The following is a 12,141-nucleotide window of genomic DNA, read 5'->3' on the forward strand; positions in this document are numbered from 1 at the left end:
GCGTGTGCCGGCCCCACTCTATCGATCTTTAGGCTGCTTCCTTGGGTGCGTTAACATCCTCGGGAAGGGCCTTGCGAGCGGTCTCAACGAGAGCCTTGAATGCTGCGGGCTCGTTGACTGCGAGCTCGGCGAGCATGCGGCGATCGACCTCAACCTCGGCGAGCTTCAGGCCCTGCATGAAACGGTTGTACGTCATGCCCTCGGCGCGAGCTGCGGCGTTGATGCGGGAGATCCAGAGCTTGCGGAACTCGTTCTTGCGAACCTTGCGGTCGCGGTAGTTGTAGGTAAACGAATGCGTTACCTGTTCCTTCGCCTTTCGGTAAAGGCGCGAGCGCTGGCCGCGGTAGCCGCTTGCCTGCTCGAGTACGGTACGACGCTTCTTCTGAGCGTTTACTGCGCGCTTGACACGTGCCATGATGAATCCTCCTTGTCGACCTTAGCGGCCGAGCATCTTCTTAACGTTCTTGGCGTCGGCCGGGCTAACAACCTGGTCCGAGGACAGGCGGCGGGTGCGGCGGGACGACTTGTGCTCGAGGAGGTGGCGCTTTCCGGCCTTCTCGCGCATGATCTTGCCCGATCCTGTTACGCGAAAGCGCTTCTTGGCACCGGAGTGCGTCTTGTTCTTAGGCATAGGTGTTTCCTCTTTCGTAAGCCACGAATTTGTATTCGTGTGCGGGGAGTGTGTGCTTTAGGCCTTCTCAGCGCGGCGTGCTTCACGCTCGGCCTCGCGGCGGCGGCGCTGATCGGACTTGGCTTCAGACTTCTTGCGGATCGGTGCGAGCACCATGACCATGTTTCGACCATCCTGACGGGGGTGCGATTCCACGGTGCCGAATTCCGCGAGGTCATCAGCCATTCTCTGCAGGAGCTTCACTCCCATTTCGGGACGCGACTGTTCACGTCCACGGAACTGGATCATTACCTTGACCTTGTCGCCACCGTGGAGGAAACGCTCAGCGTGGCCCCTCTTGGTTTCGTAGTCGTGGGTATCGATCTTGAGGCGAAGCCTGATCTCCTTGAGCTGCGTGTTCACCTGGTTGCGGCGAGCATCGCGTGCTTTCATTGCGGCTTCGTACTTGTACTTGCCGTAATCCATGAGCTTGGCTACAGGGGGTTCAGAGTTCGGCGCAACCTCGACAAGATCAAGATTGGCTTCCTGTGCCAGGCGCAGTGCGTCTTCGACGCGGACTACTCCCACTTGCTCGCCGGCGGGACCGACAAGACGTACCTTGGGCACTCGGATCCGCTCATTGACTCTTGGTTCGTTAATAATTGCTCCTCTGTATTCTCGACGTGTACGCGCACGGAGCAGAGGTGCCACCGGGACACACGTGTCCTCCAGTGACTCTCATAACCCGGTACCATGTAGCACCCAGGTGGGATCTCTCCGCTTGCGTTCCGGTCCATCTGACCGGTCGGTCGGCATTAATACTATCAGAACGGCGCGAAGCCGCCCCTGTGTTTTCCGTTACTGGGGCAGGTGCGTTCTGTGGTCTTCGTAACCGAACGAGACCATTCTACTCTTCTCAACTCCTCGGCAGAGCTGTTCACGGGTGACTACCGTGCTACTCACCCGCAAATATCTCTTTTTGGCTAACAACCCGAGGGGAACGGTCGAGATTGCGAATCCAGGGCTGTCGGAACTTGCCCCGTTTCTCGGACTCTTCGTGCTACAAGGTTCGTTCGGCACTATTGAATCTGTACGCGTGTGGGGCTACTGAGTCTGTGCGCGGGCGGGAACGAGTTCGATCGAGTCGATCCGGTGCTGGAGTTCCTCGACGCCAGCGAGCCTGGCGCTGGCCTCGTTCAATGCCTGGGAGACCTCCTCGCGTGGAGCATCCCCGTCAACCGCGATGACGATTGCGGTCTCGGCGTTGCGTCCGGGCTGAATCTGGAGACCCATGAGGCCAGGGATGCCGGCGAGGGCGCGAGCGAGAGTGCCTGGGAGCACCTCGTCCTTCCACGGCGCCGTCCACTTCTCCCCCGTGGCAAGCGCGTTGACCGCGGGCCGACCAAGCAGCATGGGACGCTCCGAACCAGCGTCGAGCACGAGCAAGCCATCGGCCTCTGCGACGGCCGCGATCGCGGCGTTCTGGGAATGGACGGGAACGGGACGAGCCTTCGGGTTCCAGGCAAGCAGTGCTTGCGCAGAGGAGAAGATCGGCATGGCGGCCCTGCCATCGGGTGCCTCAACGGCGAGCATGGCGGCGGCCTTGCACGGGTCCTTCTCACGCGACTCGTGACCAACGATGCCACCGTCCTCGGTGCGTCCCGGATGGTCGTGAGCGAGCACAGGAACGAGCACGCGGGCCTCGGGAAGCACATCGACGATCGCTTCGAGGCGGGGAGCGAACTCCTCGATCTCGAGAGCCTCCGCAAGTGCAGGAATGGCGCTGCCGTCGTCCGATGCGAAGGGGTTTGGCTTCAGCTTGTCCTGGGCGGTGCTCACTGCTCTCCCGCCACCTCGATAGCCTCGGGAAGGGTGAAGGCGCCAGCATAGAGGGCCTTACCAACGATCGCGCCTTCGACACCAACCTCGGTCAGGGCGCGCAACGCCTCGAGGTCGGCGAGGGTGGCGACGCCACCGGACGCGATGACGGGAGCGTCGGTGCGTCCGCAGACGTCAGCAAGCAGGGTCGTGTTCGGTCCCTCCATGGTGCCGTCCTTTGCGACGTCGGTGACGACGTAGCGGGAGCAGCCGGCCGCGTTCAGGCGGTCGAGTACCTCGTACAGGTCTCCCCCGTCCTTCGTCCATCCGCGTGCCGACAGGGTGCGGCCGCGAACATCGAGACCGACAGCGATCTTGTCGCCGTACTCCTTGATGACTCGCTCGGTCCACTCGGGATCCTCGAGAGCCGCGGTGCCGAGGTTGACGCGGTCCGCGCCGGCCTCAAGTGCGGCCTTGAGGGACTCGTCGTCACGGATGCCGCCGGACAGCTCAACCCTGACGCTGCTCTCCTCAACGATGGTGCGGAGCAGGTCGCGGTTGTTGCCGCGGCCAAAGGCGGCGTCGAGATCGACGAGGTGAATGAAGGTGGCGCCGCCAGCGATCCAGTCACGTGCCACGTCCGCGGGATCGCCGTAACCGGTCTCGGTTCCTGCTTCACCGCGAAGGAGGCGAACTGCCTTCCCGTCCACAACGTCGATTGCGGGAAGAAGCTGAAGTGGTTTGGTCATTACTTTTCCTTACAGGGTGGAAAGCCAGTTGCGAAGCAGGGTCATGCCCGCCTCGCCCGACTTTTCTGGGTGGAACTGGACGGCCGACAGCGGGCCCTGCTCGATGGCGGCAACGAAGCGTGAACCGTGGGTTGCCCACGACACCGCCATCTCCTCAAACCGCTCATCGGCGTTCACGGCTGGATCGGTCTGCACGCCGTAGGAGTGGACGAAGTAGAAGCGGTCGTTCTCAAGCCCGGCCAGGAGCTTCGAGTTCGGTGCCACGTCGATCGTGGACCAACCCATGTGCGGGACAATGTCGGACTCGAGGCGGGTCACTCGTCCCGGGAACTGGTCCAGTCCCGGGCTCGTGGAGCCGTGCTCGTCGGAACCCTCGAACAGGACTTGGAGGCCAACGCAGATGCCGAGCACCGGGCGACCGCCCGCCAGTCGACGTTCGATGAAGCGTTCGCCGCGGAGCTTCCTCAGTTTCGACACGACAGAGTCGAAGGCTCCCACACCGGGCACGACGAGACCCTCGGCCGCCATGGCCTTCTCGGGATCCGAGGTCAGTTCAACGTCGGCACCGGCCACGCTGAGAGCGCGGACTGCGGAGTGCACGTTGCCTGAGCCGTAGTCAAAGACAACTACCTTCACTTCGGGTCCTTTCCAAAGAACCTGCGGGGCCTCCTGGGAGGCAGAGCGTCCCCAGCGTCGGGCTTCTTGCCCTGCACGAGACCCTCGATGAAGCGGGAATTGATGCTACCGGAACGGATGGCGCCCTTGGCATCCTCGGGCTTGATCACACCGAGAAGAAGGTCCTCAAGGATCTGCTCCCCCGTTGCCACGATAAGTCCAGCGGGGGTGTCGGTTGCTTTGCCCTTCGAGTCGTACGAAAGCGCAGTGACGAGACCGGAGACACCGACCTCGTTACCCACGTCCTCGCCAAGCTCCGAGGTCAGCACAACAACGCCGGCACGGGACAGTCGAGCAAGGGTGGTAGCGACCTTGTGCTGGTCATCCGCGTCGATCTGCTCGTCGGCACCATCCTCGTCGCTGTCTACATCGTCGGATTCCTCGTCGGACTCGTGACCGGGATCATTGGAGACAGTCCCGGATGCTGCTGGCTCCGAGTCATTGGTGCCGTCGCCAGCCTCCGTTACATCTGCCTCTGCGGTGGAGTCGGCAGCGCTATCGGGCGTTGCTTCTTCGCCGTCACCTGCGTCCGCTGGGACGCCACCGAGGAGCTCGGAAATGTTCCAGTCGTCGTAGACGGGTGCGGGCAGGTCATGGACGACCATGGCTCCCGCCTTGGAGGGAACGACCCACACGTCAAGACCGTGCAGCTTGCACAGGCCTGCGAGAACGTCCGCTTTCTTAAAAGGTGTCAGGATGACGTATCGTTTTGAATTCTCACTCACAGCGTCCCCTTCGTGGACGGAATGGTGGTGACTCGCGGATCGGGTTCAACTGCGGTGCGCAGTGCGCGCGCGAGTGCCTTGAACTGGGCCTCGACGATGTGGTGGGGGTCGCGGCCGCGGATGAGATCCACGTGCATGCAGATCCCGGCGTGGAAGGCGATGGCCTCGAATACGTGGCGGGTCATGGAGCCGGTGAAGTGGCCACCGATCAGGTGATATTCCTGTCCGGCGGGTTCACCATCGTGAACGAGGAACGGGCGTCCCGAGATATCAACGACGGCTCGGGCAAGCGACTCGTCCAGGGGAACGGTGGCATCTCCGAAGCGGCGGATGCCCTTCTTGTCACCCAGTGCCTCGCGCAGTGCCTCGCCGAAGCAAATGGCGGTGTCCTCAACGGTGTGATGCACATCGACCTCGACATCGCCACGAGCATGAACGTCCAGGTTGATGAGGCTGTGCTTGGACAGAGCGGTCAGCATGTGGTCGTAGAACGGTACCCCGGTGTCGATCTTCGAGGTGCCATCGCCATCGAGATCGATGGTGAGGGTGATCGTCGATTCGCCTGTTTCTCGGTGAATAGTTGCGGTTCTCATGCCATTGCCTCTTCCAGTGCGGCGAAGAATGCCTCGTTCTCGTCCGGTGTGCCAACCGAAACCCGCAGCCAACCCTGGGGGCCGACCTCGCGAATGAGGACTCCTCGATCAAGTAGATCGGTGAAAATCTGGTGCCTATCCGGGAAGGTCCCGAACATGACAAAGTTTGCATCCGATGGTGCTACGTCCAAGCCTAGCGAAGATAGTCGCTCCGCCATCCCATCCCGGCCCTCCCGGATCGTCTGAATCTGGGATAGCTGCTCGTCCGAGTGCGCCAGAGCGGTACGGGCCGCGGCCTGAGTGATCGCAGACAGGTGGTAGGGCAGGCGGACGATACGGATCTGATCCACGACCTCCGTACCCGCACCCAGGTAGCCGAGGCGCAGGCCGGCCGCACCGAAGGCCTTTGACATCGTGCGGGAGACAACAAGGTTGTCGAAGTCGGCAAGGAGCTCGAGAGCGGAGCGAACGCCCTGCCGCCTGAACTCTCCGTAGGCCTCATCGACCACGACGAGGGAATCGGATCCCTCAGCGTCGGACGGCCCGTTGTCCTTCGCGGCCTCAAGAACTGCTCGGAGTTCGGCCTCGGTCAGCGCGGTCCCGGTCGGGTTGTTCGGGCTGGCGAGGAGGATGATGGCGGGACGATGCTCGGCCACGGCCGCATCGATCCTGTCGAGGTCGAGGGAGAAGTCCTCCGTGCGGGGAGCCTCAACCCATGTGGAATCCGTGTCGCGTGCGTACTCGTGGTACATCGAGTACGTCGGGGTGAAGGACATGACGGTGCGTCCGGGGCCCGCGAAGGCCAGAAGCAGGTGGAGCATGACCTCGTTGGAACCGTTGGCGGCCCAGATCTGTTCAGGAGCGAGTCGCACTCCCGATTCCTTGGCCAAGTAGTCGGCCAGGTCCTGCCGCAGCCCCATGAACTCACGATCCGGGTAGCGGTTGAGCGTCGCGGATGCCTCCGCCACCGCCTGCGCGATATCGGCGATCAGTTCAGGGCTCGGTGCGTACGGGTTCTCGTTGACGTTGAGCGCAACGGGAACGTCGAGTTGCGGGGCACCGTATGGCTGGAGGCCGGCCAGTGCCGGACGAAATGGAATGCTCACCGGTCAAGTCTACGAAATCCAGCAGTCAATCGATATTCCCGTCCAGAAACCGGCTCATCTGCGACCCCACCGAGAGAGGGCAGAGAGTCTGCACGGTGACTACGACGAGAACCTGCAGTGACCGCAAGGCGGAACTGTTTTGTTTGTCAGAACTATCGTTTGTTTGTCGGAACTAGCGTGCGATAAGAACGGCCGGGGCGTGATGGAGCACTGCGAGCGCAACGGATCCGAGTGCACGGTTCGTCGTGCTAACGCCGTTGGGTGCGACGATGAGGAGCCTGCTCTTCTCCGCAGCATCGATGAGGCAGTCGGTGGCGTGCGCCTGAATGTGGATGAACTCGCCCGGAACATCCGGGTAGCGGGCCTGCACATCATCAAAGTAGCGGCGGGTGATGTCGACAGACTTCTCGATCTCCCCCACCATCCAGTCCTTGCGTTGACCCTCCGGAATGTTAGAGACGCCTGCGGCACTGTGTTGATGTGCGCGTACCGCATGCACGGAAGTGCCCTCGGCCTTGGCGAGCTGGAAACCGACTTCGAGCGCATAGATCGAGGTCTCTTCGGGGCCGAGACCGACCGTGATGGGACCCTCGCGGTTGAACGCGCCGTCGCGCACCACGAAGGTTGGGCAGGCTGCCTGCGTGGCCACCTTGGTGGCAACCGATCCGACGAGCATGCGGTGGACCGCTCCCTGACCCCGAGCACCAACAACGACGAGCTCCACCTCGGAACTGGCTTCGATCAGTGCCTGATCCGGCTCACCCAGCACCCAGGAAGTCTCAACGTTCAGGTCTGGGTAGCTTTCGTGAATGAGCCTGCGGGAGTTCGCGAGAAGGGCCTCGATCCTGTCGATCTCCTCTTTCGGCGGCTCGGGATCGTAGGCAAGAATCGTAAAGAGTGGTGAATAGGCAGATAGAACCCGGAGCGTTCGACCGTAGGAATGCGCAATGCGAGCCGCTTCGAGTACAGCGAATCGTGCACGACTCGAGCCATCGGTACCAACAAGAATTGATCCAGCATCTACCACGGTGCCCAGTTTAGCCCAAGTGCCTTATTGCTCCGAGACCCCTTTTTGTCAGAGTAGCGTGGCACGATCGGAACATGTCCCGCGCTACTGAACTACCAGGAAACCTGGCTTACCTGGTAGAAACCATCCGGCAGTCCACCTTGCCCGTGCAGGTCGTTGTTCCCTCGTGCGTGACTGCAGACCTTGTGGCCCGGAGCTGCCGAGAGCAGGGAGTGCCCCTTTCCGTGGACCACTCCACCTTCCGCTTGTTTCCTTCGCATGCGGTGGCTGCGCAAGGGGCGCGGACCGGTGCCGTGACACCAGAACGTCAATCAGCTACCGCACCAGAACCTAAATCTGGTGCCTTATCTGCACGTGGTGCGTCCGCAGGTAAGGGTGCGTCCGCACATGACTTCCCCGCACACGCTGAGGTTTCCTCGGGTGCTACAAAGGGTGTCATCACCCTAGACCCAGCCCCTATTCTCGAAAATGTCATCGACGTGCGGTCACTGCCGACCAGCACCGATCGCGTTTTGACTGCACGGATCCAGGCAACGCTGGTCGAAGTGCTTCGTGCCGGGATCGACCTGCCCTCTATCGCTGTCCTGCCGTCGGGTTCTCGGATCCCCAGCAGCTCGCGACTACTTCCAGGTAAGGCACTCGCGCACGCTCACGACCTTGGCTTGGGTGAGGATGTCACCGCGGCTCTCGGAGGACCCGATGGGCCGTTTCCGGCGGAGCTTCGCGGTCCCTGCGCGAACCTGTTGAACTCGTGGGGGCAGCTGTCTGGCAAAACGAAAGTAGCGACAGTGATGTGCGCTCCTTCGCTCAACCATCCGCAACTCCTCCGCCACCTCGCTTCCGGGATCGCCTTCCTGCTCGGCGCCCACTACGGCGGCGAAGTGACGGGACTGAAGAAACCGAAACCCGACCTGACCGCAGCCGAGCGGGTCAACAGGTTGGCGGGTCAACTTCGTCTCGATCCCCGATTGGCGCGCGTTGGGGCGGTCGCAGGATCGCACGTGCTGCTCGTTGGCGAGTCGTGGAGCGAGGGGTGGACGATGACCGTGACGGGTCAGCTCCTGCTCAGTGCGGGAGCGAAGACGGTGCGTCCCTTTACTCTGAGTACAGATATTCGATTGGCACGCCGTCGATGACGGTGCCAAGCTTTGACGGTCCGAGAGCGGCCGCTTCCTCACTGGAGGAGTAGACGACAAGTCCGGTGCCGTCGGCGTTGGGCTGGGCCTGATAGTAATCGGCTGAGCCGTAGCGGGTTACGAAATCGTATGCGGACCGGTCGAGATTCGTTTCGGAAGGGGTTACCTGAATGACGGCCTCAACGTCGTAGTCCTCAAGCAAATCGACGATGCCACCCGACTTCACCGGGTTTGAAACCCAGATCGTCACGATCCCATCGTCGAAGCTGTATCCGTCGTAGATGTCAGAGAACTTTTCTGACACATCGGTCAGTCCGTACTCCCTGTTATCCTCCCCCAGGTACCACTGGTAGGACTCGTTCCACGACATGTCATGGAGTTCCCCGTACTCGGTGACGAGTTCCCGAACATCCTCGTCGACCTTTGTGCGTGCGACAACCTCGTTACTGAAGTCGACATCGGAGGTGTAATCGGGCGTAACCGAGTCGGTGCCCCCGCCAATTGCGGTCAGGGCAGCCAAGACTACGCCAGTGATCATGTACTCTCCATCGCACTATCGACTTGTCGGGTGAACGACAGTGATTTTACCAGTGCACCATTGAGTCAAGTCCAGACAATGAGCAGATTGTTATGTCCTTGCAACCTTTCTCTGCAATAACTGTCTGTTTGGTTACATCTCGCGGCGAACTTCTAGTGCCCCGCCGTGCGCGGGAAGGTCCTCGGCATTCGCGAAGGTCTGAAGCGAATCGGTGATCTCCTCAAGTGCCTCACGGCTGTACTTGACCTGCTGAACGGACTTGAGGAACACGTGCACGTTCAAGCCCGAGTTGTAGCGTGCGGTGCCACCGGTCGGGAGCACGTGGTTGGAACCCGCCAGGTAGTCGCCTGCGGGAACCGGGGTGTAGGAGCCGAGAAAGATGGCGCCAGCGTTGGAGACCCGGCGCGCCACCTGCTCATCGTCACGGGCGTGGATCTCGAGGTGTTCAGCGCCGTATGCGTTGATGACCTGGAGACCATCGTCCAGGTTTGCAACAAGGACCGTGCCCGACTGGGGGCCCGAGAGGGCGGTACGTACGCGCTCCTCGTGCTTGGTTTTGGACACGAGATCCTCAAGCTCGCGGTCCACGGCGTCCGCGAGTTCGACACTGTCGGTCACGAGAACGGAGGCCGCGGCGGGGTCGTGCTCCGCCTGCGACAGGAGGTCCGCGGCCACGTAGCGCGGGTTCGCGGAATCGTCCGCGAGGATCGCGATCTCGGTGGTGCCCGCCTCGGAGTCGATGCCGACAGTGCCGAGAACGAGACGCTTGGCTGCCGCGACATAGATGTTGCCGGGCCCGGTGATGACATCGACCGGTTCGCATTCTCCGGCGCCGTAGGCGAACATGCCGATAGCTCCCGCACCACCGGCGGCGTATACCTCATCAATGCCAAGCAGTGCGCAAGCCGCGAGGATCGTGGGGTGTGGGAGCCCGCCGAAGCGCTCCTGCGCCGGGGAGGTGAGTGCGATGGACTGGACGCCTGCGACCTGGGCACACACGGCGTTCATGACGACCGAGGACGGGTAGACGGCGAGGCCGCCGGGAACGTAGAGGCCGACTCTGCGCATGGGGATCCAGCGCTGAGTGACGGTGCCGCCGCTGATGATCTCAACGGACTTCTCCTCCGGCATCTGCGCCTCATGTCCGGCTCGCACGTGGTCGATCGCGAGGCTGATGGCCTCACGCAGTGCGGAATCGAGGCTCTCGAGTGCCTCGTCGATTGCGTCTTGCGGGACTCGGATGCTGGTGGGGCGTACGCGGTCGAAACGTTCCGCCTGCTCGTAGAGCGCCTCCTCGCCTCGTTCCTTGACCTCCTGAACGAGGGGGCGAACCGTCTCGAGGGCGACATCGATGTCGATGGCCGCACGGGGCAGAGAGGTGGCGAGGGATGCGGCGTTGACGCCGCCGCTGAGATCAAGTCGAGACAACATGGTCATATTCTATTGCTCTGACCGCTCCGGTGCCGCAGCGTCCACGGCTCCGCCCCACCTGCGGTCCCTGCGCGCGTAGGTTTCAATCGCTGCCCACAGGTCGACTCGGGACAGGTCCGGCCACGGCTTGTCACTGACGACGATCTCTGCGTAGGCGGACTGCCACAGCAAGAAGTTGGAGAGTCTCTTCTCCCCGCCGGAACGCCAGAACAGGTCCACGTCGCTCATCGGCTGATACATGTAGGAGTTGATGAGCTCCTCGTCGATCTTCTTGGGGTTGAGGGTTCCGTTCGCCACGTCGGTAGCGATGGCCTTGACGGCGTCCGTAATCTCGGGGCGACCGCCGTAGTTGACGCACATGTTGACCACGAGACCCTCGTTGTCCTTCGTCATTTCCTGGGCAACCTCGAGTTCGTCGATCACCGACCGCCACAGCCTCGGTCGGCGGCCCGACCAGCGCACCTTGACTCCCCACTCGTTCAGGGTGTCGCGCTGCCTGCGGATGACATCTCTGTTGAACCCCATGAGGAAGCGGACCTCAGACGGACTACGGGACCAGTTCTCGGTCGAGAACGCGTAGGCGGAGAGTTCCTTGACACCGATCTCAATCGCCCCCGCGATGACGTCGAGGAGTACGGGTTCGCCCTTCTTGTGGCCCTCGGTGCGAGGCAACCCACGAGCATTCGCCCACCTGCCGTTCCCATCCATGACGATTGCCACGTGGCCCGGAACGAGCTCGGGTGGGATCGCGGGAGGGGTCAGGCCGGGCCTGCTGATGGGTTCCATGTGTGATCCTCTCTGAGAGCCTGGGATAGGCCAAGCTCTGTGCTAACGATAGTCCGTGAAGCGGTGAGAGATCGTCAACTCTGCTGTGGCGCCAATGATGACGAGGGGGGACTCCTGCGGCCCGGGATATCCAAGGGGCTACTGCGGCCCGGATTATCCGAGGAGGGCGAGGGACTTGATCTTGTGCTCGAGATGCCACTGGGCGTGAGCGGAAGCGAGGGCCGTCGCCTCGTGCCGGATGCGCTCGGGCTGCTCGTCGGCACCCTCCCACTCGCCCGCGAGCATGGAGCGAAGCAACTTGACTGACTCCATGTCGGGCAGGCTCGCACCGGGCGGCCGGCACGTTTGGCACACGGTGCCACCCGCGGGGATCGAGAACGCGGCATGGGGGCCGGGTTCTCCGCAGGAGGCGCAGTCCCTCGTCGAAAGCTCGAAACCGGCGAAGGCGAAGGCACGGAGCAGGTAGGCGGTGGCGATGAGTTCTGGGCGGTGCTCGTTGTTGGCGAGCGAGTGGAGAGCCCCGTGGAGCAGGAAGTACTGCTGCACGTCGGGGCTCCCCTCATCCCACACGAGCTTGTCTGCGGTCTCGACAATGACGGCGCCGGCCGTGTAGCGGTCGTAGTCGATCGATAGTTCCCCGCCATAGGCGTGCACGGACTCGACCTGGGTCACAATGTCGAGTGTGCGCCCACGATAGAACTGTGCGTCCACGTGGGAGAAGGGTTCCAGGCGTGCACCAAACCGGGATTTTGTGCGGCGCACGCCCTTTGCGACCGCACGCACCTTGCCGTGCGTGCGCGTCAGGAGCGTGATGATTCTGTCCGCCTCACCCAGTTTGTGGGTGCGCAGAACTATCCCCTGATCGCGGTAAAGTTTCACTCCACCATCATAAACCGGCTCTTCATAATTGGGGGTGTAGTTTGTTTTGGAATCCGCCGCTGCCCAGG

The 12,141-nt window shown here is 62.2% G+C and carries 15 protein-coding genes; 1 reads left to right on the plus strand and 14 read right to left on the minus strand.

Annotation, left to right across the window (positions count from 1 at the left end; genetic code table 11):
- Positions 1–28: 28 nt before the first annotated feature.
- The 10 genes from rplT to QMB98_RS09010 form a co-directional block, all read right to left on the minus strand.
- Entirely contained in the window at positions 29–415 is a 387-nt protein-coding gene (rplT, locus tag QMB98_RS08965; protein WP_371685389.1) for a 50S ribosomal protein L20, read from the minus strand.
- Between the two features lie 21 nt (positions 416–436).
- Entirely contained in the window at positions 437–631 is a 195-nt protein-coding gene (gene rpmI, locus QMB98_RS08970; RefSeq protein ID WP_371685390.1) for a 50S ribosomal protein L35, read from the minus strand.
- Positions 632–688: 57 nt separating this feature from the next.
- Positions 689–1,321, minus strand: coding sequence for a translation initiation factor IF-3 (gene infC / locus QMB98_RS08975; RefSeq protein ID WP_371685391.1), 633 nt, complete (start codon positions 1,319–1,321; stop codon positions 689–691).
- Positions 1,322–1,714: 393 nt separating this feature from the next.
- On the minus strand, positions 1,715–2,449 hold the full coding sequence (locus tag QMB98_RS08980; RefSeq protein WP_371685392.1) for an SseB family protein: 735 nt from the start codon (positions 2,447–2,449) through the stop codon (positions 1,715–1,717).
- On the minus strand, positions 2,446–3,177 hold the full coding sequence (priA, locus tag QMB98_RS08985) for a bifunctional 1-(5-phosphoribosyl)-5-((5-phosphoribosylamino)methylideneamino)imidazole-4-carboxamide isomerase/phosphoribosylanthranilate isomerase PriA (RefSeq protein WP_371685393.1): 732 nt from the start codon (positions 3,175–3,177) through the stop codon (positions 2,446–2,448). The genes QMB98_RS08980 and priA overlap by 4 nt, the downstream gene beginning before the upstream one ends.
- Before the next feature lie 9 nt (positions 3,178–3,186).
- On the minus strand, positions 3,187–3,813 hold the full coding sequence (gene hisH / locus QMB98_RS08990; protein WP_371685394.1) for an imidazole glycerol phosphate synthase subunit HisH: 627 nt from the start codon (positions 3,811–3,813) through the stop codon (positions 3,187–3,189).
- Positions 3,810–4,577 carry a hypothetical protein gene (locus tag QMB98_RS08995; protein WP_371685395.1) on the minus strand — a complete coding sequence of 256 codons (768 nt, stop codon included), beginning with the start codon at positions 4,575–4,577 and terminating at the stop codon, positions 3,810–3,812. The genes hisH and QMB98_RS08995 overlap by 4 nt, the downstream gene beginning before the upstream one ends.
- A complete protein-coding gene (gene hisB, locus QMB98_RS09000; RefSeq protein ID WP_371685396.1) occupies positions 4,574–5,170 on the minus strand; it encodes an imidazoleglycerol-phosphate dehydratase HisB in 597 nt (198 codons plus the stop codon). The genes QMB98_RS08995 and hisB overlap by 4 nt, the downstream gene beginning before the upstream one ends.
- Positions 5,167–6,276 carry a histidinol-phosphate transaminase gene (locus QMB98_RS09005; protein WP_371685397.1) on the minus strand — a complete coding sequence of 370 codons (1,110 nt, stop codon included), beginning with the start codon at positions 6,274–6,276 and terminating at the stop codon, positions 5,167–5,169. The genes hisB and QMB98_RS09005 overlap by 4 nt, the downstream gene beginning before the upstream one ends.
- 172 nt (positions 6,277–6,448) lie before the next feature.
- Positions 6,449–7,303, minus strand: a complete 855-nt coding sequence (locus QMB98_RS09010) for a universal stress protein (RefSeq protein ID WP_371685398.1) — start codon at positions 7,301–7,303, stop codon at positions 6,449–6,451.
- Between the two features lie 479 nt (positions 7,304–7,782).
- On the opposite strand from QMB98_RS09010, the gene QMB98_RS09015 reads away from it, so the two are divergent.
- Positions 7,783–8,439 (plus strand): hypothetical protein, encoded by a 657-nt coding sequence (locus QMB98_RS09015; RefSeq protein ID WP_371685399.1) that lies wholly within the window; start codon positions 7,783–7,785, stop codon positions 8,437–8,439.
- Here QMB98_RS09015 and QMB98_RS09020 read toward each other — a convergent pair.
- The 4 genes from QMB98_RS09020 to recO all read right to left on the minus strand — a co-directional run bounded on the left by QMB98_RS09020 (position 8,399) and on the right by recO (position 12,073).
- Positions 8,399–8,977 carry a hypothetical protein gene (locus tag QMB98_RS09020; RefSeq protein ID WP_371685400.1) on the minus strand — a complete coding sequence of 193 codons (579 nt, stop codon included), beginning with the start codon at positions 8,975–8,977 and terminating at the stop codon, positions 8,399–8,401. The genes QMB98_RS09015 and QMB98_RS09020 overlap by 41 nt on opposite strands.
- A gap of 132 nt (positions 8,978–9,109) precedes the next feature.
- Positions 9,110–10,408, minus strand: coding sequence for a histidinol dehydrogenase (gene hisD, locus QMB98_RS09025; RefSeq protein WP_371685401.1), 1,299 nt, complete (start codon positions 10,406–10,408; stop codon positions 9,110–9,112).
- A 9-nt stretch (positions 10,409–10,417) separates the two neighbouring features.
- Positions 10,418–11,194, minus strand: a complete 777-nt coding sequence (locus QMB98_RS09030) for an isoprenyl transferase (RefSeq protein ID WP_371685402.1) — start codon at positions 11,192–11,194, stop codon at positions 10,418–10,420.
- A gap of 153 nt (positions 11,195–11,347) precedes the next feature.
- On the minus strand, positions 11,348–12,073 hold the full coding sequence (recO, locus tag QMB98_RS09035) for a DNA repair protein RecO (RefSeq protein ID WP_371685403.1): 726 nt from the start codon (positions 12,071–12,073) through the stop codon (positions 11,348–11,350).
- Between the last annotated feature and the right edge of the window lie 68 nt (positions 12,074–12,141).

This window comes from Flaviflexus sp., assembly GCF_041440645.1.
Lineage (GTDB): Bacteria > Actinomycetota > Actinomycetes > Actinomycetales > Actinomycetaceae > Flaviflexus.